This window comes from Streptomyces sp. NPDC052023, from assembly GCF_044548465.1.
Classification (GTDB): Bacteria; Actinomycetota; Actinomycetes; order Streptomycetales; family Streptomycetaceae; genus Streptomyces.
Map to the genome: position 1 here is coordinate 194,161 of NZ_JBIUBW010000001.1, position 24,150 is coordinate 218,310.

Consider the following 24,150-nt stretch of genomic DNA (forward strand, 5'->3'; position numbering starts at 1 on the left):
CCCCTCATGCAGGGCGACCCCGAGGTGCTCGAACTGCTCAACGAGCAGCTGACCGCCGAGCTGACCGCGATCAACCAGTACTTCCTGCACTCCAAGCTGCAGGACCACAAGGGGTGGACGAAGCTCGCCAAGTACACCCGGGACGAGTCGTTCGACGAGATGCGGCACGCGGAGGTGCTCACGGAGCGCATCCTGCTGCTGGACGGCCTGCCCAACTACCAGCGGCTCTTCCACGTCCGCGTCGGTCAGACCGTGACCGAGATGTTCCAGGCGGACCGGGAGGTCGAGGTGGAGGCCATCGACCGGCTGCGGCGCGGCGTGGAGATCATGCGCGCCAAGGCCGACATCACGTCGGCGAACATCTTCGAGGCGATCCTCGCGGACGAGGAGCACCACATCGACTACCTGGACACACAGCTCGAACTGATCGACAAGCTCGGTGAGTCGCTCTATCTGTCGACGCTGATCGAGCAGAGCCAGCCGGACTCCAAGGAGTCGGGCAGCTACGGCGGCTGAGACGCTCAGGCGGCCTCGGCGGCCACCTGCGCGGCGGCGGCCGGCTGTGCCACGTCAGCCAGGGGCGAATTGCCCTGTTCCGCCAGTTCCCGGCGCGGGCAGCTGCCGCGGCCGAGGAGAGCCTGGATACGGCGCACACAGCCGCCGCAGTCCGTGCCCGCCTTGCAGGCGGAGGCTATCTGGCGAGGGGTGCAGGCGCCGTTCTCCGCGTGCTGCTGAACCTGCTGCTCGGTGATCCCGAAGCAACTGCAGACGTACACGCGGTTCACCTCCCGCCGGGTTCGATTCGTGGTGCCGTCCCCGTTGATCGGTGAGGCTAACCTAACCTTACCCGGCGGATCCGGGCCGCAAAAGTGGAGGGGCGCGGATCATTTGTGATCCGCGCCCCACTGCGTGCGCCGCCGGCGGCGCGTGCCACTACTGGTCCCGGTACATCTCCGCGACCAGGAATGCCAGGTCGAGCGACTGGCTGCGGTTCAGCCGGGGGTCGCAGGCCGTCTCGTAGCGCTGGTGCAGGTCATCGACGAAGATCTCGTCGCCGCCGCCCACGCACTCGGTGACGTCGTCACCGGTGAGCTCCACGTGGATGCCGCCCGGGTGGGTGCCGAGCGCCTTGTGCACCTCGAAGAAGCCCTTGACCTCGTCGAGCACGTCGTCGAAGCGGCGGGTCTTGTGGCCGGAGGCCGCCTCGAAGGTGTTGCCGTGCATCGGGTCGGTCACCCAGGCCACGATGGCGCCCGAGGCGGTGACCTTCTCCACCAGCTCCGGCAGCTTGTCCCGGACCTTGTCGGCGCCCATCCGCACGACGAACGTCAGCCGGCCCGGCTCGCGGTCCGGGTCGAGGCGGTCGATGTACTGGAGCGCCTCCTCGGCCGTGGTCGTCGGGCCGAGCTTGACGCCGATCGGGTTGCGGATCCTCGAGGCGAACTCGACGTGCGCGTGGTCCAGCTGCCGGGTGCGCTCACCGATCCACACCATGTGCGCCGAGACGTCGTACAGCTGCCCGGTGCGCGAGTCGACGCGGGTGAGCGCGGACTCGTAGTCGAGCAGCAGCGCCTCGTGCGAGGAGAAGAACTCGACGGTCTTGAACTCCTCGGGGTCGGCCCCGCAGGCGTGCATGAAGTTCAGCGCGTTGTCGATCTCGCGGGCGAGCTGCTCGTAGCGCTGGCCGGACGGGGACGACTTCACGAAGTCCTGGTTCCAGGCGTGCACCTGGCGCAGGTCGGCGTAGCCGCCGGTGGTGAAGGCGCGCACCAGGTTCAGCGTGGAGGCGGACGCGTGGTACATCCGCTTCAGCCGCTCCGGGTCCGGGACGCGGGCCGCCTCGGTGAAGTCGAAGCCGTTGACGGAGTCGCCCCGGTAGGTCGGGAGCGTCACGCCGTCGCGGGTCTCGGTCGGCTTGGAGCGCGGCTTGGAGTACTGGCCGGCGATCCGGCCCACCTTCACCACGGGCACGGACGCGGCGTACGTGAGCACGGCGCCCATCTGGAGCAGGGTCTTGAGCTTGTTGCGGATCTGGTCCGCGGAGACGGCGTCGAAGGCCTCGGCGCAGTCGCCGCCCTGGAGGAGGAACGCCTCTCCCTTGGCGACGGCCGCCATCCGGGCGCGCAGCTGATCGCACTCGCCCGCGAAGACGAGCGGCGGATACGACTCGAGGTCCGCGATCACTGCGCGCAGAGCCTCGGTGTCGGGGTACTCGGGCTGCTGCGCCGCGGGCAGGTCTCGCCAGGTGTTGCCAGCGCTCGCGCTGGTCTTAGCGTTCACGGTCACAACTCAACACTACGGGGTGCCGTGCGACCGTCCTGCCCGCCGCCCAGGAAGTGAGACACGGGTGACGCTCCGTGGACATGGGGTAGGGTGCGGCACATGCACGCGCACTCGATCCAGAACTGGTGGTGGACCGCTTCCTCGGCGGCCCGCTGACTGCGCGTACGAAAGACTTCGCGAAGGCCGCCCGAGGGGCGGCCTTCGGCGTTTCCCGGAGCCCGTTCCTCGAACCCGATCATGAAGACGGAAGAGGAACCATGGACCTGGCACAGCTCGCGCACGGCGACCGCCCCTTCGCCCTGCTCCGCCGCCGCGCCCCGGGCCACGACCACGACACCGTGGAAGTGCTGCTCGGCCCGGTGCGCGCGTACGACCGTCTCGCGGACCTCCCCGGCGAGAGCCTCGCGCTCGTCCCCTACCGCCAGATCCGCGAGCGCGGCTTCGACGTCCGCGACGACGGCACCCCGCTGCTGGCGCTCGTCCCCGAGGAGTCGTACGCCGTCCCGCTCGCCGAGGCGCTGCGGCGGCTGCCCGCCCACGAGGTACGCGTCGAGGGCGCCGGCTTCGACGTCGGGGACGAGGAGTACGCCGGGATCGTCGGGCGGGTGCTGCGGGAGGAGATCGGGCGGGGCGAGGGGGCCAACTTCGTCATCCGGCGGACGTACGAGGGTGGGATCGAGGGGTTCGGCCGGGCCGACGCGCTCGCGCTGTTCCGTCGGCTGCTGGTCGGGGAGCGCGGCGCGTACTGGACGTTCCTGGTGCACACCGGCGACCGGACACTCCTCGGGGCCAGCCCCGAGGTGCATGTGCGGATGTCCGGCGGGACGGTCGTCATGAACCCGATCAGCGGCACCTACCGCTACCCCGCCGAAGGGCCGACGCCGGAGCACCTGCTCGGGTTCCTGGCCGACGGCAAGGAGATCGAGGAGCTGTCGATGGTCGTCGACGAGGAGCTCAAGATGATGTGCGCCGTGGGCGACAGGGGCGGGGTCGTCGTCGGGCCGCGGCTGAAGGAGATGGCGCACCTGGCGCACACCGAGTACGAGCTGCGCGGCCGGTCCTCGCTCGATGTGCGGGAGGTGCTGAAGGAGACCATGTTCGCCGCGACCGTCACCGGCTCACCGGTGCAGAACGCCTGCCGGGTCATCGAGCGGCACGAGGCCGGCGGGCGGGGGTACTACGGCGGGGCGCTCGCCCTGCTCGGCCGGGACTCCGGCGGCGCGCAGACCCTGGACTCCCCCATCCTCATCCGCACCGCCGACATCGACGCGGCCGGGCGGCTGCGGGTGCCGGTGGGCGCCACGCTGGTGCGCGGCTCGGACCCCGCGGGCGAGGTCGCGGAGACGCACGCCAAGGCGGCGGGGGTGCTGGCGGCGCTGGGCGTGCTGGAACAGCGGCCGCGCGAGGAGGCCGTACGGCCCGTGCTGGCCGACGACCCCCGGGTGCGGGCCGCGCTGGACGGGCGCCGGGCGCACCTCGCGCCGTTCTGGCTGCGGATGCAGGAGCGGACGGAGGAACTCGCCGGGCACGCCCTGGTCGTCGACGGCGAGGACACCTTCACCGTGATGCTCGCGCATCTGCTGCGGTCCTCGGGCCTGACCGTCACCGTACGCCGCTACGACGAGCCCGGACTGCGTGCGGCGGTGCGCGCGCACGAGGGGCCGCTCGTCATCGGGCCCGGCCCCGGTGACCCGTCCGACCTGGGCGATCCGAAGATGCGGTTCCTGCGGGAGCTGACCGCCGAGGTGATCCGGGAGCACCGGCACGGGGTGCTGGGCGTCTGCCTGGGCCACGAGCTGATCGCGGTGGAACTCGGGCTGGACGTCGTACGCAAGGAGGTCCCGTACCAGGGGGCGCAGACGACCATCGACCTGTTCGGGCGGGCGGAGACCGTCGGCTTCTACAACAGCTTCGTGGCGCGCTGCGACGACGAGACGGCGGCCGGGCTGGCCGCGCGCGGGATCGAGGTCAGCCGGAGCGCGTCCGGTGAGGTGCATGCCCTGCGGGGAGCCGGCTTCGCCGGCGTGCAGTTCCACCCGGAGTCGGTGCTGACCCTGAACGGGGCCGGCGTGGTGCGGGAACTGGCCGGTCAGCTGCGGGGCACCAGCACGTTCTCCGAGCGGCGGCCGGCCGTGTAGTCGAGGACGTTCCTCACCGTGGCGTCGACGATCTGGCCGACGGCGTCCACCGTGTAGTACGCCTGGTGCGAGGTGACCAGGACGTTCGGGAAGGTGACGAGGCGGGCCAGGGTGTCGTCCTCGACGGCCTGCAGGGACTTGTCGAGGAAGAACAGCCCGGCCTCCGCCTCGTACACGTCGAGGCCGACGCCCGTGAAGCGGCCCGCGCGCAGCTCGTGGACGAGGGCGGCGGTGTCGACCAGGCCGCCTCGGCTGGAGTTGATCAGGATCGCGTCGTCCCTCATCGACTTCAGGGCGTCCCCGTCGATGAGGTGTGTGGTCTCCGGCATCAGCGGCACGTGCAGGGTGACCAGGTCGGACTCGGCGAGCAGTTGCTCCTTGGGGACGTAGGCCATGCCGAGCTGCATGCAGTCGGGGTTCTCCGCGATGTCCCAGCCGAGCAGCCGCATGCCGAAGCCGTGCGCGATCCGGGCGAACGCCTCGCCGATCTTGCCGGTGCCGAGGACGCCGGCGGTGCGGCCGTGCATGTCGCGGCCCATCAGGCCGTCGAGGCGGAAGTCGAAGTCGCGGGTGCGGGCGGAGGCGCGGACGATACGGCGGTTGACGGCCATGGCGAGGGCCCAGGCGAACTCGGCGACCGCGTACGGCGAGTAGGACGACACCCGCGCCACCGTCATGCCGAGCCGCTGGGCGACGTCGAGGTCGATGTTGTTGAAGCCGGTCGAGCGCTGGGCGACCATCCGGGTGCCGCCGGCCGCGAGGGTGGACAGGACCGGCGCGCCGAGGTCGGCGTTGACGCTGGTGGAGATGATCTCGTGGCCGGCGGCGATGGGGGCGGTGTCCTCGGTGAGGAAGACGTCCAGGCAGTGGATGTCGTGGTGGCCCTGGAAGGCCCGTTCGATCAGGGGCTTCTCGTCGGCCTGCACACCGAAGGCCAGGATCTCCACGGCTCCTCCCGTTCCGCTGGGGTATGGGCCGAATATACGGCCCATACCCGAGGGCCGCCGGTCAGCCGAAGAACACCCCGACCTCCTCGTACAGCGTCAGGTCGACGGTCTTCAGGCGGGCCGTCGCGTCGGCGATCGGGACCCGGACGATGCCGGTTCCCCGCAGGGCGACCATGGAGCCGAAGTCACCGTCGCGGACGCAGTCGATGGCGTGCAGTCCGAAGCGGGTGGCGAGCCAGCGGTCGAAGGCGCTCGGTGTGCCGCCCCGCTGGACGTGCCCGAGGACCGTCGTGCGGGCCTCCTTGCCGGTCCGCCGCTCGATCTCCTTGGCCAGCCACTCGCCGACCCCCGACAGCCGGACATGCCCGAAGGAGTCGAGGGACTCGTCCTTGAGGACCATGTCGCCGTCCCTGGGCATGGCTCCCTCCGCGACGACGACGATCGGCGCGTAGGACGCCTTGAAGCGGGACGTCACCCAGGCGCACACCTGGTCGACGTCGAAGCGCTGCTCGGGGATGAGGATGACGTTGGCGCCGCCCGCCAGCCCGGAGTGGAGGGCGATCCAGCCGGTGTGCCGGCCCATCACCTCGACCACCAGGACGCGCATATGGGATTCGGCGGTGGTGTGCAGGCGGTCGATCGCCTCGGTCGCGATGCCGACGGCGGTGTCGAATCCGAAGGTGTAGTCGGTGGCGGACAGGTCGTTGTCTATCGTCTTCGGGACGCCGACGCAGGGCACCCCGTAGTCGTCGGACAAGCGTGCGGCGACGCCCAGGGTGTCCTCGCCGCCGATCACGATGAGCGCGTCGACCTCCTGCTTGGCGAGGTTCTCCTTGATCCGGGCGACACCGTTCTCGTGCTGGAACGGGTTGGTGCGCGAGGAGCCGAGGATCGTGCCGCCGCGGGGCAGGATGCCCCGCACGGCCGGGATGTCGAGGCGCATCAGATCACCGTCGAGCGGACCGCGCCAGCCGTCCCGGAAGCCGACGAAGTCGTAGCCGTACTCCTGCACGCCCTTGCGGACGATGCCCCGGATGACGGCGTTGAGCCCGGGGCAGTCGCCGCCTCCGGTCAGTACTCCGACCCGCATGGAATTGTCCCTTCGCCGCGGTTGCCGTGTGCCGTACGAGCACGCTAATGGTGACTCAGGTCACTACGGCATGGCCCGTAAGGGCAATTCCGGTGAGTCGGCGCCAGGTTGGTCCGGCCCGGGGCTACTCCTCGTCGAGGCCGCGCTCTATCGCGTACCTGACCAGCTCCACCCGGTTGTGCAACTGGAGCTTGCCGAGGGTGTTCTGGACGTGGTTCTGGACCGTGCGGTGGGAGATGACCAGCCGCTCGGCGATCTGCTTGTAGCTGAGCCCCTTGGCCACCAGCCGCAGCACCTCGGTCTCGCGGTCGGTCAGCCGGGGCGCCTTGGGCTCGTCGGCGTCCGTCGCGGCACCGGGCGCCGGGTCGGAGGCGAGGCGCCGGTACTCGCCGAGCACCAGCCCCGCCAGGCCCGGCGTGAAGACCGGGTCCCCGGCCGCCGTACGGCGCACGGCGTCCAGCAGTTCCTCGGTGGACGCGGACTTCAGCAGATAGCCGGTCGCGCCGGACTTCACGGCCTCCAGCACGTCGGCGTGCTCACCGCTGGCCGACAGCACCAGGACGCGCAAGCCCGGGTTGTGGGCGACGAGTTCCTTGCAGACCTGGACGCCTGGCTTGGCGGGCAGGTTGAGGTCCAGGACGAGGACGTCCGGAGCCGCCGCCTTGGCACGGCGTACCGCCTGGTCCCCGTCGCCCGCGGTGGCGACCACTTCCAGGCCGGCCCCGGCCAGGTCACGGGCGACCGCGTCGCGCCACATGGGGTGGTCGTCGACCACCATCACCTTGATCGGCCCCTGCTGTGCGCTCATCGCTGCCCCCGTGCCATCTGCTTCGGTACCTTCAGCTCTACTTCCGTGCCCTGCCCGGGCGTTGAGATCAGCTCGGCCGTACCACCGAGGTCGCGCAGCCGGCCGCGGATCGACAGTGCCACGCCGAGCCGCCCCTCGCCCTCCGCCTGCGCGAGGCGGCCCTCGGGGATGCCGGGGCCGTCGTCGCGGACGGTCACGATCACCGCGTCGGGCTCGTCCTCGACCAGGATCCAGGCCCGGGCGTCCGCGCCGGCGTGCTCGCGGACGTTGTCCAGGGCCGCCGACACGGCGGCGGCCAGCTCCCGGGCGGCGAGCGGCGGCAGCCGGACCGGCGCGCCGGGCTCGGCGAGGCCGACCCGGGCGGCCGCGAACGGGGCGAGCAGCGCCCGCAGATCGACGGGGCCGTCGTCGTCCGGTTCCTCGACGGTGCGTACGACCGCCCCCTCGGCGGCGTCCTCGGACACCCGGGAGACGGGGACCAGTCCGCCGGAGACCAGCGTGCGCAGGGCCACCTCCTGCTCACCGGCGAGCCGCCCCAGCTCGGCCGCCTCGCCGCCGATGACCGCGCCGCGCCGCTGCACCATCGCCAGCACCTGGAGCACGCTGTCGTGGATGTCCCGGGCGAGCCGCTCCCGCTCCCGGGTCGCGGCCTCGATCTCCAGGGCGCGGGCGAGGGTGCGCTCGGAGGCGCGGGCGACCTCGACGACGTACCCGATGGCGATGGAGGCGATCCAGACCAGCAGCACCATGTGGACGGTGTCACGGGTCGGCACCCCGGAGCGGTGGACCAGGTTGGCGGCGGCGACCAGCGTGGAGGCGAAGGCCGCCCAGCGCCAGCCGCCCTTGATGGCGAAGGCCAGTACGGCGCCCGCGGTCCATATCGACGGCAGGGTCGGGGCGCCGGCCTCGATCCGCTCGGGCGACTCGGCGACCCGGGTGAGGAGGATGCCTGTCAGGGCGACGGTGAGGTCGGCGGCGAGGAAGCGCTTGGTGCAGCTCGCGGCGCCCGCGACCCTCGGCAGGGTGGTCAGCGTCCACACGGCGAGGACGACGTAGTAGGCGAGGGCCACCCGGGGGTGCGCGATCTCGTCGTAGGCACTGGCGAAGAGCCCGATCGCGTACATCATCGTCAGCACGCGGTAGCCGGTGAGCGCCCGCCACAGCGGCTGCTCGACCGACATCCTCATGACTCGCTCGCGCGCGGCCACGCACCCACCCCCCGTTCGGCCGTCACCCCTGGTCGGCCTGGTCCTTTTCCTTCTGCGCCTGTTCCTTCTCGGCCTGCGCGAGCGCGGCCCTGGCCGCCTTGGCCGCTTCCTTCTCCGCCTTCGCCGCGTCCGCGATCTGCCGCTTGGCGGCGGTCGCGTACATGTCGACGTACTCCTGGCCGGAGAGCTTCATGATTTCGTACATGACCTCGTCGGTCACCGCGCGGAGCACGAAACGGTCGTGCTCCATGCCCTGGTAGCGGCTGAAGTCCAGCGGCTTGCCGATCCGGATGCCGGGCCGCATCAGCTTCGGCAGGACCTTGCCGGGCGGCTGGATCTTCTCCGTGTCGATCATCGCGACCGGGATGACGGGCGCGCCGGTGGCGAGCGCCACGCGCGCGAGGCCGCCGGGCTTGCCGCGGTACAGCCGGCCGTCGGGCGAGCGGGTGCCCTCCGGGTAGATGCCGAACAGCTCACCGCTCTCGACGACCTCTATACCGCTCTTGATCGCGGCCTCGCCCGCGCCGCGGGCCCCGGAGCGGTCCACCGGGAGCTGGCCCACTCCCTTGAAGAAGGCGGCGGTCAGGCGGCCCTTGACGCCGGGGGTGGTGAAGTACTCGGCCTTCGCGATGAAGGTGACCTTCCGGTCGAGCACCGCGGGCAGGAAGAACGAGTCGGAGAAGGACAGGTGGTTGCTCGCCAGGATGGCGGGGCCCTCGGCGGGGACGTTCTCCAGGCCCTCCACCCAGGGCCGGAAGACGAGCTTCAGCGGTCCCCCGATGGAAACCTTCATCGCGCCGTACAACAACCGAGTGCCTCCTGTGTCTGTCGATGAGACCTTAACCCGGCGGCCCGGCAAAGACTCCGACGGCCCTGGTCGGTGTCAGTGCGGTCGCGTACGGTGAAGCGACCTGAACTCTTCTCACGTCCCACTCACATGAACAGGAGACCGAAGGTGCCGGTCCTTCCTGGAGCCGAGCCGTACCGCCATGACGGCGGAGAAGTCGGCGTGCTGCTCTGCCACGGCTTCACCGGTTCCCCCCAGTCACTGCGCCCCTGGGCGGAGTACCTCGCCGGTCACGGCCTTTCCGTCACGCTTCCGCTGCTGCCCGGGCACGGCACGCGATGGGAGGACATGGAGCTCACCGGCTGGCAGGACTGGTACGCCGAGGTGGACCGCGAGCTGCGTGCCCTCAGCCGCCGGTGCGCCCAGGTGTTCGTGTTCGGCCTGTCGATGGGCGGCGCCCTGGCGCTGCGGCTCGCGGCCCGGCACGGGGACGCGGTCAGCGGCGTCGTGGTCGTCAACCCGGCGAACAAGGTGCACGGGCTGTCGGCGTACGCCCTGCCGGTCGCCCGCCACGTCGTGCGCTCGACGAAGGGGATCACCAGCGACATCGCCCGGCCCGGCGTGGTGGAGGTCGGCTACGACCGGGTCCCGCTGCACGCCGCGCACTCCCTGCGGACCTTCTTCCGGGTGGTCGACGGCGAGCTGCCGCAGGTCACCCAGCCGCTGCTGCTTCTGCACAGCCCCCAGGACCATGTCGTGCCACCGGCCGACTCGGCACGGATCCTGAGCCGGGTGTCCTCCACGGACGTGCGGGAGACCCTCCTGGAACAGAGCTACCACGTCGCGACGTTGGATTACGACGCGGACCGGATCTTCGAGGAGAGCCTCGCGTTCATCGGCCGGCTCGCACCCAGTGTCGGCAAGGAAGGGACGGCCGCAGGTGGCTGAGCACGACTCCGAGCGCGAGGACCGCGAGGAGCGGGAGGATCGGGAGGGCCGCGCCGGGGACCGGGGCGAGCCCGGTGAGCAGCAGGTGCCGTTCGACGAGGACGCCGCGTGGGCGGCGATCATCGCCGGGTTCGGGGAGGAGCCGCCGGACCCGCCCGGCGCCAAGCCCTTCAAGTCGATCGAGGATCTGGCGCTGCTGGAGGCCGAGCCGAACGACAGCGGGGGCGAGCCTGCCGAGCGGGAGGCGGAGCCGAAGAACAAGACGCCGGAGCCGCTCGGCAGCTCGGTGACCTTCGCACCGGGTGTGGGCGGCGGGCCCCGGGACTACACGACGCCCGAGCCGTCCGAGGACGACTTCACCGAGGACGACGAGGGCCACTTCGTACCGCCGGAGCCGCCGCCGCTGCCCGCCGCCGACGCCGCGGCCAAGTTCGCCTGGCTGGGGGTGATCGGCGGGCCGGTGCTGCTTCTGCTGGCGGTAATACTCGGCTGGGACATGACCTGGTGGCTGACCACCCTCGGCATCGGTGGCTTCCTGGGCGGATTCGCGACGCTGGTGATGCGGATGCGGACGGGCGAGGAGGACGACGAAGACGATCCGGGGCGGGGCGCGGTGGTCTGACCCGCCTACGCCGACGGAATTCTGAGGGCGGCCAGGACCGGAAGGTGGTCCGTGGCCGCCCTCAGGTCCCTCTCCGTCACGCCGGGGTGACCGTGCGGCACCCCGCAGCCGAGGACCTCGATCCCCTTGGTCGCGAAGATCGCGTCGATGCGCTGGTGGGGGTCGGCCGGGGTGGAGGTGTACTCGCCGCCCCAGGGTGCGGTCGCCCAGCAGTCCTGGAGTCCGTCGGCCAGCAGCCGGAAGGTGCGTCCGGCCGGGCGTTCGTTGAGGTCGCCGCCCGCGATCACATGCTCGGCGCCCAGCCCGGCGAGCTGGTCGAGAAGCATGCGGCCCTGCTCGTACCGCTCCTCCTTGCGGAGCGACAGATGGCAGCTCAGCACCCCCAGGCGGGCGTGGCCGAAGCGGACCACCGCGGTCGCGAAGCCACGCCGGTGCAGTCCGGGGGTGAGCGGCAGCAGCACGTCCTCGGTGCGCTCCACGGTGGCCCGCAGCGAGCACAGCAGCGCGGGCCCCGCGGCGGTGGCCCCGCCCGAGAGGATCATCTGGCCGGACGCGGCAGCGAGGCGGGCCAGCTTCTTGCGCCAGCGGAAGAAGCGGGGGGCCTCCTGGAGCAGGACCAGGTCGGGATCACAGGCGCTGATCACGCGGGCGAGTGCGGCGGTGTCGTCGCGCATCGAGCGGATGTTGTAGGAGAGGACGCGAAGGGTGACGGAACCATCGTCCTCGGTGCGGGAGTTGGGGAGCGGCGAGGAGGTTGCCATGCAGGTCAATGTAGTCGGGACCGGGGTTTCGGCGCCTGACGACCCGGGGCGCGGGGTCCGTGTGCGACCGCCGGTGGTGTGCGGCCTGCCGCGCCACGCGGCGGAGCCGCGTGTGCGTACGGCCCCGCGCCCCTGAAGGCGTACGAGCACCGTCTGTCCCTCCATGCCGCCCGCGCCGCTCGAGGCGCACGCGCAGAGGCGGGCTACATGATCGGGTCGGGCTCCCGGGCGAGGTCGGCGGCGCCGACCAGACCGGCCTTGTTGCCCAGCTGGGCGGCGATCACATCGGCGACCGGGCGCCAGTTGCCGCCCACGAGCCAGCGCTTGTACGACTTGCGGATCGGGTCCAGGACCAGCTCGCCCTCGTCGGAGAGGCCGCCGCCGACGATGAACGCGGACGGGTCGAAGAGCGAGGCGAGGTCGGCCAGACCGGCACCGGCCCAGCGGGCGAGCTCGCGGTAGGAGTCGACGGCGACCGGGTCGCCCTGGCGGGCGGCCATCGAGATGTGCTTGCCCTCGATGCCGTCGGGGGTGCCGTCCCCGAGCCCGAGCAGCAGCTCGGCGTTCTCGGGGGTGGCGTTGGCGCGCTGCTTGGCGTACCGCACGAGGGCGCGGCCGGAGGCGTACTGCTCCCAGCAGCCCTGCGAGCCGCAGCCGCACAGCAGGCCGTCCGGCACCATCCGGATGTGGCCGAACTCCGCGGCCACGCCGAAGTGGCCGCGGCGCAGCTTGTTGCCGATGATGATGCCGCCGCCGAGGCCGGTGCCGAGCGTGATGCAGATGACGTTGCGGTGGCCCTTGCCCGCGCCGAACTTGTACTCGCCCCAGGCGGCGGCGTTGGCGTCGTTCTCCACCACGACGGGCAGGCCTGTGCGTGCCTCGACCTTCTCCTCGAGCGGTTCGTTGCGCCAGTCGATGTTGGGCGCGAAGTAGACCGTCGAGCGCTGCCGGTTGACGTATCCGGCGGCGCCGATGCCCACGCCGACGATCTCGTGCCCCGCGCGCGCGCCCTCCACCGCGGAGGCGATGGCGTCCACGATGCCCTCGGGCGTGCCCGGGGTCGGCACCTTGTGGGTCGAGAGGATGTTGCCTTCCTCGTCTACCACGCCGGCCGCGATCTTCGTGCCGCCGATGTCGACGCCGATGGTGAGTCCCATGAATCCCTCAGTTTCGGTCGAGCCCCGCTACGGCCAACCGTACCCGAGCAGAAGGTCAGTCCAAGTCGATGCGCTGGCCCGGTCCCGTGCCCTCGCCGGGGTCGCGGGGGGACTCGTCGAGGTCCTTGAGCTCGTCGGTGGCGCTGCCGGCGTCCGGGCCGGCCGTCCAGCGGCGCTCCTGGGCCTGGACCGCGGAGCGGTACGCGGCGAGCAGTTCGTGACCCGCCGCGGCGAGGTGGTCGAAGACGTCCGGATTGCGCTCGATCACGGGTTCCACGGCGGCCCTGGCCTGCTGCACGACCTGCTGCACCATCTGCTGGGCGGCAGGCCCGCCCACCGCGCCCAGCAGGGGCGCCTGAAGTCCGGACAGCTTGTCGGCGACAGTGTCGACGAGCCGGCGCAGCTCCTCGGCGGCCGAGCCGGGCGGCGGCCCGTGCCGGTCCCGTCGGCGGGCCTTCTCGGCCTCGAGGTCCTCGGCGCACGCGGTCGCCCACGCGTCGGCGTCACCCGTGGGGCGCACCTCGTCGGCCGGCTGCTCCTGAGCGGCGTCGGGGAGGGGGCGCTCTTCGCTCATGGCGGGCTCCTGACTACGTCTTGTCCCTACGACGTTACCCGAACGGGCGCAGCGGTTTCACGGCGTCCGCGGCCACAGCTCCGGGTCCGGCGTGAACCGGATGCGCAGCTCGTCCTCGCGCAGGCCGGCCCCCGCGACGGTGCAGCGGCGCAGGGCGGACGGCAGCGGCAGCACGCGGCGGAACCCCTCGGCGGTCACGACGACTTCGTCGCCGCGCCGGACAAGGTCGAGGTTCTCGCGAACGGCGCCGGGGAGCGGGAGATGCCAGACGAGCACGCCGTCCTCGGCGAGCCGGTCCTCGACGGCCCACTCGACCCTGGCGGGAGCCTTCCCGGCCACGGGTACGGCGAGGGCGGTGAGGTCGTCGGTGCCGCGCGGGTCGTGCCCGAGGTGGGGGACGGGGTGCAGGTGGTGGGCGGTGCGCCAGTCGTCGAGGGCCTTGCGCTGCTGGGCGAGCGGCCCGGCGAGCCAGCCCTCGCCCGCGTCCTCGGGGAGCACCCGGTTGGCGATCAGCGCGTCCGGGCGCAGGCCGCGCAGGGCCAGCCCGAGCACGGCGGTGCGGACGGCGTCGCCGCCGGCCGGGGAGGGCTCGGCGACCAGCCGTACCGTCGTGCCCCGGTCGGCCAGGACGGCTTCGACGGCGGCGAGTTCGAGGTCCCGGCGGGCCGCCGTCTCGTACAGCCACTCCGCGGGCATCGGCACGCCCGCCAGCCTGCCGAGGACGGGGCGCAGGGCGCGGGCGGCCTGCCGCTCCGGCGGGAGCAGGCGGCGCAGATAGCGGCGGAGTTCCTCGGGGAGGGAGAGCAGGGCGAGGGCCTGCGGGGTGGGCGGCAGGTCGACGACGAGCAGCTCATGCGCGTCGGTGAGGGCGGCTTCGCGCAGGGCGCGCAAGACCGCGAGCTCCTCGGCGCCGGGCAGCGGGGTGAACTCCTCGGGGTCGAGCGGAGCGGCACCGAGGAGGTCGAGAACGCCGGACGCGCGCTGCTGGAGCCGGGCGAGGTCGTCGCGGAAGCCGGCGGCGGGGTCGGGCCGCCAGGCGGTGAGGCCGGGCGCGACCTCGACGGGGGCCGGGCCGGTCGCGGTCCCCAGCGCGGCCCCGAGGCTGTCGCCGCGGTCGGTGCCGAGGACGAGGGTGCGGACGCCCTCACGGGCGGCGGCGAGCGCGGTGGCCGCGGCGATGGTAGTACGGCCGCTGCCGCCGGGCCCGGTGATCAGGATGGTGCGCATGACGGTGAACCGTACCGGGCGTGGGCGGCACCGCCGCCGTGGCCGGCGGCGTGGTGGGAAAGCTGCTCACCGGCCGGCGGCGTGGCGGGGAGGCTACTCGCCGGCCGGCGGCGTGGCGGGGAGGCTACTCGCCGGACTCCACGCGCTTCTTCAGGCCGGCCAGCGCGCGGTCGATGATCACCTTCTCCGCCTTGCGCTTGATCATCCCCAGCATCGGGATCTTGACGTCCACCGTCAGCTGGTAGGTGACCTCGGTGCCGCCCGGCCCGGCGGGCTTCAGCAGGTACGAACCGTCCAGGGCACGCAGCATCTGGGACTTCACCAGCGTCCAGGAGACCTCGTGCTCCCCGGTCCAGGTGTAGGCCAGCGTCTGGTCGTCCTTGATCGCGCCGGCGTCCATGACCAGCCGGACCTGCTCGGCGCGGCCCCGGCCGTCGGTCTTCAGGACCTCGGCCTCCTTCACCTCACCGGTCCAGTCCGGGTAGCGCGCGAAGTCGGCGATCACCGCCATGACGTCGGCCGGAGCCGCCTCGATCTCGATGCTCGAGCTGGTGTGTTCCGCCATCGCCGTGGCTCCTCCGAATGCGGTCCGGCAAGAGGTGGTCGTGCGCACGTGTGTGCAGCGTGAAGGCTACCGCGCGGCGCACCCCCCGCCGTCACCGCTACCTGCGGATACCGGCCGCCGGACTCACCACCGCAGCACCCACGGCCGGCCGGTGCCCGCGAAGTGCCCCACGTTCACGCACTCGGTGGCCCCGATCCGCATCCGGTCCGCGAGCGGCTGGTGGACGTGCCCGAAGAGGGAGTAGCGGGGCCGCGTGCGGCGGATGGCGTCGAGCAGCGCCCGGCTCCCCCGCTCGAAGCGCCGCGCCACCGTGTCGTAGACCAGCTCCGGCACCTCCGGCGGGATGTGCGTGCACAGCACGTCGACCTCGCCGACCGCCTCGATCTTCGCCGCGTACTCCTCGTCGCTGATCTCGTACGGCGTGCGCATGGGTGTGCGCAGCCCGCCGCCCACGAAGCCGAAGACCCGGCCGCCGATCTCCACGCGCTCACCGTCCAGGACCGTCGTGCCCGGACCGGCGTACTCCGGCCACAGTGTCGGTATATCGACATTGCCGTAGGTGGCGTACGTCGGCGTCGGGAACGCGGCGAACATCTCGGCGTACTGCTTGCGCACCGCCCGCTCGATCACCGCCGCCCGGTCCTCCCCCACCCCGGCCCACAACCGCGCGCCCAGCGCACGCGCCTCCTCGAAACGGCGGGCGGTGCGCAGTGCCACGAGACGGTCGGCGTTCTCCACGCCGAACAGGTCGGGGAAGATGCCGCGGGAGTGGTCGGCGTAGTCGAGGAAGAGGACGAGGTCCCCGAGGCAGACGAGCGCGTCCGCGCCGTCCCCGGCCCGCGCCAGGTCACGCGCGTTGCCGTGCACGTCGCTGACCACGTGGATACGCGTCCCGCGGTCGCCGGCTGGTGTGGGTGCCATGGCGATCAAGGGTAAGCGTGTGCGGCAAACGTGAACAGTGGCGGCCGGACCTGCGATTACTCGCCAGTCGGGAAGCCCGTCGACTACATTGCGCGCAGGAGCACCGACAGGAACATCGTTGACGCACCAACTGTGTGACGCAGCGAACATCTCGACGGCCCCCCTGTCCGAGACGCCATACCGACGGGTAACGTCCGGGCAGTCCATTCGTGCTCAGGTTTTCAGCCAGCGGGATCCACCGGCTCCCGCCGGATCCTGAGCACCCTGCCCGAGCCTTGGACCGGACCGTCGCATCACACAACGTCGTGGCGCCGGCGCCCTATGAGGAGCAGCAGTCTTGCGCGAGTTCAGCCTTCCGGCTTTGTACGAGGTCCCCTCGGACGGCAACCTGACGGACATCGTCCGCAGGAACGCCGCGCAGCATCCGGACGTCGCCGTGATCGCCCGCAAGGTGGGCAACGCCTGGCAGGACGTGACGGCCGTCGCCTTTCTCGACGAGGTCCGGGCCGCCGCCAAGGGCCTGATCGCCTCCGGCGTGCAGCCGGGCGACCGGGTCGGGCTGATGTCCCGCACCCGCTACGAGTGGACACTGCTGGACTTCGCGATCTGGAGCGCGGGCGCGGTCACCGTGCCGGTCTACGAGACCAGCTCGCCGGAGCAGGTGCAGTGGATCCTCAGCGACTCGGGCGCGACCGCCTGCGTCGTCGAGACGGCCGGGCACACGGCCGCCCTGGAGTCGGTGCGCGACGGGCTGCCCGAGCTCAAGCACGTCTGGCAGATCGAGGGCGGCGGCATCGACGAACTGGGCCGCCTGGGCCACGACGTCAGTGACGCGGCGGTCGAGGAGCGCAGCTCACTGGCGAAGGCCGACGACCCCGCGACGATCGTGTACACCTCCGGCACCACCGGCCGCCCCAAGGGCTGTGTCCTCACCCACCGCAGCTTCTTCGCGGAGTGCGGCAACGTCGTCGAACGCCTGCGCCCCCTGTTCCGCACCGGCGAGTGCAGTGTGCTGCTCTTCCTGCCGCTCGCACACGTGTTCGGCCGCATGGTGCAGATCGCCCCGATGGTGGCGCCGATCAAGCTGGGCTGCGTCCCGGACATCAAGAACCTCACCGACGAACTGGCCGCGTTCCGGCCGACGTTGATCCTCGGGGTGCCGCGCGTCTTCGAGAAGGTCTACAACTCGGCCCGCGCCAAGGCCCAGGCGGACGGCAAGGGCAAGATCTTCGACAAGGCCGCCGACACCGCCATCGCCTACAGCAAGGCCCTGGACACCCCCTCGGGCCCCACGATGGGCCTGCGGATCAAGCACAAGGTCTTCGACAAGCTCGTCTACGGCAAGCTGCGCGCGGTCCTCGGCGGCCGTGGCGAGTACGCCATCTCCGGCGGCGCCCCGCTCGGCGAGCGCCTCGGCCACTTCTTCCGCGGCATCGGCTTCACGGTCCTGGAGGGCTACGGCCTGACCGAGTCCTGTGCCGCCACCGCCTTCAACCCCTGGGACCGGCAGAAGATCGGCACGGTCGGCCAGCCGCTCCCGGGCTCGGTGGTGCGGATCGCGGACGACGGTGAGGTACTCCTGCACGGCGAGCACCTGTTCAAGGAGTACTGGAACAACCCGGGCGCCACCGAGGAGGCCCTCGCCGACGGCTGGTTCCACACCGGCGACATCGGCACCCTCGACGAGGACGGGTATCTCAGGATCACCGGCCGCAAGAAGGAGATCCTCGTCACCGCGGGCGGCAAGAACGTGGCGCCGGCCGTGATCGAGGACCGCATCCGGGCGCACGCGCTGATCGCGGAGTGCATGGTGGTCGGCGACGCGCGGCCGTTCGTGGGCGCGCTGATCACCCTCGACGAGGAGTTCCTGGGCCGCTGGGCGGCCGAGCACGGCAAGCCTGCCGGCTCCACCGCCGCCTCCCTGCGCGAGGACCCCGACCTGCTGGCGGCGATCCAGTCCGCCGTCGACGACGGCAACGCGGCGGTGTCCAAGGCGGAGTCGGTGCGCAGCTTCCGCATCCTGGACTCGCAGTTCACCGAGGACTCCGGTCACCTCACGCCCTCGCTGAAGCTGAAGCGGAACGTGGTGGCGAAGGACTTCGCGAGCGAGATCGAGGCGATCTACCAGAAGTAGCGGGTGTGTGACGCACCCTCAGGGCGCGGGTGCCCGGTCGCCGGGACCCGCGCCGTGCCATGTCTAGAGCAGTTCCTTCAAGCGCTCGGCGAGCAGGTCCCAGCGCCACTTCTCCTCGACCCACGCGCGCCCCCGCTCCCCCATCCGGCGGCGCAGTCCGGCGTCGCCGAGGAGCGTGACGATCCGGTCGGCGGTGTCCTCCACCGAGCCACCGCGCACGACCCACCCCGTCTCCCCGTCGAGCACGGCGTCGGGAGCGCCCCCGGAGTCCCCGGCGACGACCGGGAGCCCGGTCGCGGACGCCTCCAGGTAGACGATGCCGAGCCCCTCGACATCGAGCCCGCCGCGCCGGGTGCGGCACGGCATCGCGAAGACGTCACCGGCGCCGTAGTGGGCGGGCAGCTCCGACCAGGGCACGGATCCGGTGAAGACGACGGAGTCCTCGACGCGGGTCTCCCGCGCCAGCTTGCGCAGCTCTCCCTCGTAGGGGCCGCCGCCGACGATCAGCAGCACGGTGTCCGGCTCGTCGGCCAGGATGCGCGGCATGGCGAGGATCAGCGTGTCCTGCCCCTTGCGCGGCACCAGCCGGGAGACGCACACGACGACGGGCCGGTCGGTGAGCCCGAGCCGGGCCCGCACCCGGTCGCCCCCGGAGCCGGGGTGGAAGGTCTTCTCGTCGACGCCGGGCGGCAGCTGGGTCATCCGCGCGGCCGCGTCAGGGGTGAGCGCCCCCGCGATCCGTGAGCGGGTGTACTCGCCGAGATAGGTGAGGGTGTCGGTGGAGTCGCCGATCCGGCGCAACAGCTGCCGGGCGGCGGGCAGTTGGGCCCAACCGGCCTCGTGCCCGTGGGTGGTGGCGACCAGCCGCTCGGCACCCGCCCGGCGCAGCGCCGGCGCCATCAGCCCGAGCGGTGCCGCGGCACCGAACCACACCGACGTGCACCCGTGCGCGCGCAGCAGCGCGACGGCCTGCCGGGTCGCGGCGGGCGTCGGCAGCAGCATCGTCGTCCGGTCGCGTACGACGGTGAAGGGCTGCTCGGCGTCGAAGGCGGCGGTGGCCTCGACGCCCTCCCGGCTCCGCTTCCAGGTCGAGGCGTAGACGACGAACCGGTGGGGATCCAGCCGGAGCGCCATGTTGTGCAAAAACGCCTGGATGCCGCCGGGTCTGGGCGGGAAGTCGTTCGTCACGATCAAGGTCTTGCGCATCAGCGCCGACCCTACCGAACGTACACTCGCGGCTCGGCACGGCCGCGCTGCACCGCTCGCGTGCGGGCGGCCGGGGGATCATGGCCCCGTCGGCCGGTGACAGCGGCGGGCCGGCGCGCCGGAGGCCGCAGCGAGACGAACGAGGGGCGCAGGTGGACAGGACGTTCGCGACGCGATCCGTGACGGGACCCCTCGCGCTCTGGGTACCGACCCGGCTGCTGCTTCTCCTCCTCGTCCTCAAGGCGTACGTCTTTCCCGGCCCGGACGTCACGAGCGACGTCTGGGTGATCTACCAGGGCTGGTACGAGGTGCTGCGCACCGGGACGTTCCCGCTGGACGACGTCACCTGGCAGTACCCGCCCGCCGCCGCCCTCGCCATCCTCGCCCCTGCCGCGCTGTTCTTCCTCGACTACGCGCACGCGTTCTTCGCCCTCGTCCTCCTGGCCGACCTGGCGGTGCTCGCCCTGCTGCTGAGGGCGGGCCGGCGGGCCGGCCGGACGGTACGCGGCGCCTGGCTGTGGACGGTGGGCGTCCCGCTGCTCGGGCCGACGGTGTACGCGCGCTACGACGTGATGGTCACGGCCGTCGCGGTGGCAGCGCTGCTCGCGGGTGCCCGCCACCCCCGGCTCATGGGGGTGCTCGCCGGCCTCGGGGCGATGCTGAAGGTGTGGCCGGTGCTGCTGCTGATCGGTGCCGTGCGGCGCCGGGCGTGGGCCGCGGCGGCGCTGACCGCGGGGGCGCTGGCCGCGCTGTTCGCCCTGGCCATGCCGGGCGCCTTCGCGTTCCTGACCTTCCAGCGGGACCGGGGCACCGAGGTGGAGTCGCTCGGAGCACTGGTCTTCCAGGTGGCGCGGCACCACGGCTGGGAGGGGCAGGTGCTGCTCAACTACGGCTCGGTGGAGTTCCTCGGCCCGTACGTCGACCTGGTGAGCACCGGTGCCCTGGTGCTGACCGGGATCGCCTTCGGCTGGCTGCTGCGGTGGCGGCTGGCGGCCGCGCGGTCGCTGCCGCGGACACCGGCGGACGCCGCCTTCGTGGCCGTGCTGATGTTCACGACCACGAGCAGGGTGATCAGCCCGCAGTACATGGTGTGGCTGGTCGGGCTCGCGGCCGTCTGCCTGTGCTTCCGCGGGTCGGGGATGCGCGTGCCGGCCGCCCTGGTGCTCGCGGCGTCCTTCGTGACGACGCTGGAGTTCCCGCTGTGGTTCTCGCACGTCGTCGCGGGCGACCTCCTCGGCGTCACCCTCCTGTTCGTCCGCAACGGCCTGCTGGTGCTGGCCGCCCTCGTCGCGGCCCGCGAGCTGTGGCGCTCGACGGTGTCCCGGCGGCGGGAACCCTTCGCCGCACGGCACACCGGCGTCGAGCGGCGGGCCGGCCGGACGGCGGGTCCCCTGGACGCGGAGGGCGGATCCCTCGGCGGCGCCCGGGGCGCGCTCAGTTCCCGGGCTTCCCGAGAGGCTGGTTGAAGCGCAGCAGGTTGCCGGCCGGGTCGCGGAAGGCGCAGTCGCGGACGCCGTAGGGCTGGTCCATCGGCTCCTGGAGCACCTCCGCGCCCGCGGCGCTGATGCGCTCGAAGGTGGCGTCGCAGTCCTCCGTCGTGAAGATGACGCCCCGCAGCAGGCCCTTGGCCATCAGCTCCGCCAGCGCCTGTTTGTCGGCCGGCGAGGTGCTCGGGTCGGCGGCGGGCGGTTCCAGTACGAGGCTCATGTCCGGCTGCGCGGGCGACCCGACGGTCACCCAGCGCATGCCCTCGAAACCGACGTCGGCGCGCACCTCCAGGCCGAGCACGTCGCGGTAGAAGGCGATCGCCTTGTCGTGGTCGTCGACGGCGATGAAGCAGGTGGAAAGCGTGAGATCCATGCGGTCGAGGCTACGGCCGATCGACGCGGCCGGCTTCTCCGTTCCTGACCGGCCGGGTGTAGATCTTGGCGATGCAGGCCGGGATGGCGGCGCCGTCGTCATGGGCGCGGGCGCGGTAACCGCTCGGTGTCTCCCCGACGAGCTCCGTGAAGCGCGAGCTGAACGACCCGAGCGACGTACAGCCGACCGCGAAGCACACCTCGGTCACCGTGAGGTCACCGCGCCGCAGCAGCGCCTTGGCGCGTTCGATGCGGCGGGTCATGAGATAGCTGTACGGCGTCTCGCCGTAGGCGGCGCGGAAGCTGCGGGAGAAGTGCCCCGGTGACATCAGGGCCTCACGCGCCAGCGCCGGGACGTCGAGCGGCTCGGCGTAGTCGCGGTCCATCCGGTCGCGGGCCCGCCGCAGCCGGACGAGGTCGTCGAGTTCCTGCCGTTTCACCCGAGGAGTCTCCCACGGCGGCCCCCCGTGCGTGGGGCCGCCGTGGGAAGGGGTCAGCTGCCGACGTAGGCCGCGAGGTGCTCACCGGTGAGGGTGGAGCGGGCGGCCACCAGTTCGGCCGGCGTGCCCTCGAAGACGATCTTGCCGCCGTCGTGGCCGGCGCCGGGGCCGAGGTCGATGATCCAGTCGGCGTGCGCCATGACCGCCTGGTGGTGCTCGATGACGACGACCGACTTCCCGGACTCCACGAGCCGGTCGAGCAGGCCGAGCAGCTGCTCGACGTCGGCGAGGTGCAGGCCCGTGGTGGGCTCGTCGAGGACGTACACGCCGCCCTTGTCGGCCATGTGCGTGGCCAGCTTCAGCCGCTGGCGCTCGCCGCCGGACAGCGTGGTGAGCGGCTGGCCGAGGGTGAGGTAGCCCAGTCCGACGTCCGCGAGCCGGTCGAGGATCTTGTGGGCGGCGGGCGTGGCCGCCTCGCCGGAGCCGAAGAACTCCTCGGCCTCCGCCACCGGCATCGCGAGCACCTCGCTGATGTCGCGCCCGCCGAGCTTGTACTCCAGCACCTCCGCCTGGAACCGCTTGCCGTCGCAGTCCTCGCAAGGGGTGGCCACACCGGCCATCATCGCCAGGTCGGTGTAGATGACACCGGCGCCGTTGCAGGTCGGGCAGGCGCCCTCGGAGTTGGCGCTGAACAGGGCCGGCTTGACGCCGTTGGCCTTGGCGAACGCCTTGCGGATCGGGTCCAGCAGTCCGGTGTACGTCGCCGGGTTGCTGCGCCGGGAGCCGCGGATGGGGCTCTGGTCGACCGAGACCACGCCCTCGCGGGCCGGGATCGAGCCGTGGATCAGCGAGCTCTTGCCGGATCCGGCGACACCGGTGACGACGCACAGCACCCCGAGCGGGATGTCGACGTCCACCTCCCGCAGGTTGTTCGCCGTGGCGCCGCGGATCTCCAGCGTGCCCTTCGGTGTCCGCACGGACTCCTTCAGGGACGCCCGGTCGTCGAGGTGGCGGCCGGTGACGGTGCCACTGGCCCGCAGGCCCTCGATGGTGCCCTCGAAGCAGACGGTGCCGCCCGCCGTACCGGCCCCGGGGCCGAGGTCGACCACGTGGTCGGCGATCGCGATGGCCTCCGGCTTGTGCTCCACCACGAGCACCGTGTTGCCCTTGTCCCGCAGCCGCAGCAGCAGGTCGTTCATGCGCTGGATGTCATGCGGGTGCAGCCCGACGGTGGGCTCGTCGAAGACGTAGGTGACGTCGGTGAGCGAGGAGCCGAGGTGGCGGATCATCTTGACGCGCTGTGCCTCACCGCCGGACAGCGAGCCGGACGGCCGGTTCAGCGAGAGGTAGCCGAGGCCGATCTCCACGAACGAGTCGAGGGTCTGCTGGAGAGCGGTCAGCAGCGGGGCCACCGAGGGCTCGTCGAGCGCGCGGACCCACTCGGCCAGGTCGCGGATCTCCATGGCACAGGCGTCGGCGATGCTGATCTGGTTGATCTTCGACGAGCGGGCACCCTCGCTGAGCCGGGTGCCGTCGCACTCGGGGCAGACGGTGAAGGTGACGGCCCGCTCCACGAACGCCCGGATGTGCGGCTGCATCGCCTCCTTGTCCTTGGACAGGAAGGACTTCTGGATCTTGGGGATCAGGCCCTCGTAGGTGAGGTTGACGCCGTTGACCTTCACCTTGGTCGGCTCGCCGTAGAGGAAGGCCTGCATCTCCTTCTTGGTGAACCTGCTGATCGGCTTGTCCGGGTCCAGGAAGCCGGACTGGGCGTACAGGCCCACGGTCCAGACGTTGTCGGACTTCCAGCCGGGAATGGTGAAGGCGCCCTCGGAGATCGACTTGGAGTCGTCGTAGAGCTGGGTGAGGTCGATGTCGGAGACCGTGCCGCGGCCCTCACAGCGGGTGCACATACCGCCGGTGCGCTCGAAGGTCGCCTTCTCGGCCTTGGTCTTGGCGCCGCGCTGCACGGTGATCGCACCGCTCGCCCGGACCGAGGCCGTGTTGAAGGAGTACGCGCTGGGCGGACCGATGTGCGGCTCGCCGAGGCGGCTGAAGAGGATCCGCAGCATGGCGTTGGCGTCGGTGGCGGTGCCGACGGTGGAGCGCGGGTCCGCGCCCATCCGCTGCTGGTCGACGCTGATCACGGTGGTCAGCCCGTCGAGCACGTCGACCTCGGGCCGCGCCAGCGTCGGCATGAAGCCCTGCACGAAGGCGCTGTACGTCTCGTTGATCAGCCGCTGCGACTCGGCGGCGATGGTGTCGAACACCAGCGAGCTCTTGCCCGAGCCGGACACGCCGGTGAACACCGTCAGCCTGCGCTTGGGGATCTCGATGCTGACGTCCCTGAGGTTGTTCTCGCGCGCGCCGTGCACGCGGATCATGTCGTGACTGTCGGCGGCGTGCGGCGCAGGCGACTGCGTGTTCTGTCGTGTGGGCATGCTCGTGTCTCCTCTGTCGGGGCGGGGGCCGCCG

The 24,150-nt window shown here is 71.8% G+C and carries 24 protein-coding genes; 7 read left to right on the forward strand and 17 right to left on the reverse strand.

Annotated elements, in window-relative coordinates; genetic code table 11:
• Positions 1–6: 6 nt before the first annotated feature.
• A complete protein-coding gene (gene bfr / locus ACIHCM_RS00860) occupies positions 7–516 on the forward strand; it encodes a bacterioferritin (RefSeq protein ID WP_399887378.1) in 510 nt (169 codons plus the stop codon).
• 5 nt (positions 517–521) lie between these two features.
• Here bfr and ACIHCM_RS00865 read toward each other — a convergent pair whose 3' ends face one another.
• The gene (locus ACIHCM_RS00865; RefSeq protein WP_399887380.1) at positions 522–785 is read right to left on the reverse strand and encodes a bacterioferritin-associated ferredoxin; all 264 of its coding nucleotides are present in this window, start codon (positions 783–785) and stop codon (positions 522–524) included.
• 148 nt (positions 786–933) lie between these two features.
• Entirely contained in the window at positions 934–2,286 is a 1,353-nt protein-coding gene (locus ACIHCM_RS00870; RefSeq protein ID WP_399887382.1) for a class II 3-deoxy-7-phosphoheptulonate synthase, read from the reverse strand.
• Positions 2,287–2,382: 96 nt separating this feature from the next.
• Here ACIHCM_RS00870 and ACIHCM_RS00875 point away from each other — a divergent pair, with 96 nt between their 5' ends.
• The gene (locus ACIHCM_RS00875; protein WP_399888663.1) at positions 2,383–2,439 is read left to right on the forward strand and encodes a trp operon leader peptide; all 57 of its coding nucleotides are present in this window, start codon (positions 2,383–2,385) and stop codon (positions 2,437–2,439) included.
• Between the two features lie 101 nt (positions 2,440–2,540).
• Positions 2,541–4,421 carry an anthranilate synthase family protein gene (locus ACIHCM_RS00880; RefSeq protein ID WP_399887384.1) on the forward strand — a complete coding sequence of 627 codons (1,881 nt, stop codon included), beginning with the start codon at positions 2,541–2,543 and terminating at the stop codon, positions 4,419–4,421.
• On the opposite strand, the gene ACIHCM_RS00885 is transcribed toward ACIHCM_RS00880, so the two are convergent.
• The 5 genes from ACIHCM_RS00885 to ACIHCM_RS00905 all read right to left on the reverse strand — a co-directional run bounded on the left by ACIHCM_RS00885 (position 4,373) and on the right by ACIHCM_RS00905 (position 9,267).
• Entirely contained in the window at positions 4,373–5,368 is a 996-nt protein-coding gene (locus ACIHCM_RS00885; RefSeq protein WP_399887386.1) for a 2-hydroxyacid dehydrogenase, read from the reverse strand. The genes ACIHCM_RS00880 and ACIHCM_RS00885 overlap by 49 nt on opposite strands.
• A 61-nt stretch (positions 5,369–5,429) precedes the next feature.
• Complete coding sequence (locus ACIHCM_RS00890; protein ID WP_399887388.1) at positions 5,430–6,458, reverse strand: 6-phosphofructokinase; 1,029 nt, start codon at positions 6,456–6,458, stop codon at positions 5,430–5,432.
• 124 nt (positions 6,459–6,582) lie between these two features.
• Positions 6,583–7,266 (reverse strand): response regulator, encoded by a 684-nt coding sequence (locus ACIHCM_RS00895; protein WP_399887390.1) that lies wholly within the window; start codon positions 7,264–7,266, stop codon positions 6,583–6,585.
• Positions 7,263–8,474 carry a MacS family sensor histidine kinase gene (gene macS / locus ACIHCM_RS00900; RefSeq protein WP_399887392.1) on the reverse strand — a complete coding sequence of 404 codons (1,212 nt, stop codon included), beginning with the start codon at positions 8,472–8,474 and terminating at the stop codon, positions 7,263–7,265. Before macS ends, ACIHCM_RS00895 begins: the two co-directional genes overlap by 4 nt.
• Before the next feature lie 22 nt (positions 8,475–8,496).
• The gene (locus ACIHCM_RS00905; protein WP_399887394.1) at positions 8,497–9,267 is read right to left on the reverse strand and encodes a lysophospholipid acyltransferase family protein; all 771 of its coding nucleotides are present in this window, start codon (positions 9,265–9,267) and stop codon (positions 8,497–8,499) included.
• Positions 9,268–9,429: 162 nt separating this feature from the next.
• On the opposite strand from ACIHCM_RS00905, the gene ACIHCM_RS00910 reads away from it, so the two are divergent.
• Positions 9,430–10,209, forward strand: a complete 780-nt coding sequence (locus tag ACIHCM_RS00910) for an alpha/beta hydrolase (RefSeq protein ID WP_399887396.1) — start codon at positions 9,430–9,432, stop codon at positions 10,207–10,209.
• Positions 10,202–10,831, forward strand: a complete 630-nt coding sequence (locus ACIHCM_RS00915) for a hypothetical protein (protein WP_399887398.1) — start codon at positions 10,202–10,204, stop codon at positions 10,829–10,831. Before ACIHCM_RS00910 ends, ACIHCM_RS00915 begins: the two co-directional genes overlap by 8 nt.
• 5 nt (positions 10,832–10,836) lie before the next feature.
• Here the strand turns inward: ACIHCM_RS00915 and ACIHCM_RS00920 are convergent, their stop codons facing one another.
• The 6 genes from ACIHCM_RS00920 to ACIHCM_RS00945 all read right to left on the reverse strand — a co-directional run bounded on the left by ACIHCM_RS00920 (position 10,837) and on the right by ACIHCM_RS00945 (position 15,994).
• A complete protein-coding gene (locus ACIHCM_RS00920) occupies positions 10,837–11,592 on the reverse strand; it encodes an endonuclease/exonuclease/phosphatase family protein (RefSeq protein ID WP_399887400.1) in 756 nt (251 codons plus the stop codon).
• Positions 11,593–11,795: 203 nt separating this feature from the next.
• Positions 11,796–12,749 carry an ROK family glucokinase gene (locus tag ACIHCM_RS00925; RefSeq protein ID WP_399887402.1) on the reverse strand — a complete coding sequence of 318 codons (954 nt, stop codon included), beginning with the start codon at positions 12,747–12,749 and terminating at the stop codon, positions 11,796–11,798.
• A gap of 55 nt (positions 12,750–12,804) precedes the next feature.
• Positions 12,805–13,323, reverse strand: coding sequence for a DUF5304 domain-containing protein (locus ACIHCM_RS00930; RefSeq protein ID WP_399887404.1), 519 nt, complete (start codon positions 13,321–13,323; stop codon positions 12,805–12,807).
• A 57-nt stretch (positions 13,324–13,380) separates the two neighbouring features.
• A complete protein-coding gene (locus ACIHCM_RS00935; protein WP_399887406.1) occupies positions 13,381–14,550 on the reverse strand; it encodes an ArsA family ATPase in 1,170 nt (389 codons plus the stop codon).
• 124 nt (positions 14,551–14,674) lie between these two features.
• Positions 14,675–15,115 carry an SRPBCC family protein gene (locus ACIHCM_RS00940; protein WP_399887408.1) on the reverse strand — a complete coding sequence of 147 codons (441 nt, stop codon included), beginning with the start codon at positions 15,113–15,115 and terminating at the stop codon, positions 14,675–14,677.
• 123 nt (positions 15,116–15,238) lie between these two features.
• Positions 15,239–15,994 carry a metallophosphoesterase gene (locus ACIHCM_RS00945; protein ID WP_399888666.1) on the reverse strand — a complete coding sequence of 252 codons (756 nt, stop codon included), beginning with the start codon at positions 15,992–15,994 and terminating at the stop codon, positions 15,239–15,241.
• Positions 15,995–16,373: 379 nt separating this feature from the next.
• Between ACIHCM_RS00945 and ACIHCM_RS00950 the strand changes: the two genes are divergently transcribed.
• Complete coding sequence (locus ACIHCM_RS00950) at positions 16,374–18,170, forward strand: AMP-dependent synthetase/ligase (RefSeq protein WP_399887410.1); 1,797 nt, start codon at positions 16,374–16,376, stop codon at positions 18,168–18,170.
• A gap of 63 nt (positions 18,171–18,233) precedes the next feature.
• Here ACIHCM_RS00950 and ACIHCM_RS00955 read toward each other — a convergent pair whose 3' ends face one another.
• A complete protein-coding gene (locus tag ACIHCM_RS00955; RefSeq protein WP_399887412.1) occupies positions 18,234–19,376 on the reverse strand; it encodes a glycosyltransferase family 4 protein in 1,143 nt (380 codons plus the stop codon).
• Between the two features lie 179 nt (positions 19,377–19,555).
• On the opposite strand from ACIHCM_RS00955, the gene ACIHCM_RS00960 reads away from it, so the two are divergent.
• Positions 19,556–20,842: a glycosyltransferase 87 family protein gene (locus tag ACIHCM_RS00960; protein WP_399887414.1), complete on the forward strand. Its 1,287-nt coding sequence runs from the start codon at positions 19,556–19,558 to the stop codon at positions 20,840–20,842.
• Here the strand turns inward: ACIHCM_RS00960 and ACIHCM_RS00965 are convergent.
• The 3 genes from ACIHCM_RS00965 to ACIHCM_RS00975 form a co-directional block, all read right to left on the reverse strand.
• Complete coding sequence (locus ACIHCM_RS00965; protein ID WP_393107792.1) at positions 20,811–21,236, reverse strand: VOC family protein; 426 nt, start codon at positions 21,234–21,236, stop codon at positions 20,811–20,813. The two genes, ACIHCM_RS00960 and ACIHCM_RS00965, sit on opposite strands and share 32 nt — an antisense overlap.
• 10 nt (positions 21,237–21,246) lie before the next feature.
• Entirely contained in the window at positions 21,247–21,621 is a 375-nt protein-coding gene (locus ACIHCM_RS00970) for a helix-turn-helix transcriptional regulator (RefSeq protein WP_399888670.1), read from the reverse strand.
• A gap of 107 nt (positions 21,622–21,728) precedes the next feature.
• Positions 21,729–24,116, reverse strand: a complete 2,388-nt coding sequence (locus ACIHCM_RS00975; RefSeq protein WP_399887417.1) for an ATP-binding cassette domain-containing protein — start codon at positions 24,114–24,116, stop codon at positions 21,729–21,731.
• Positions 24,117–24,150: the final 34 nt, after the last annotated feature.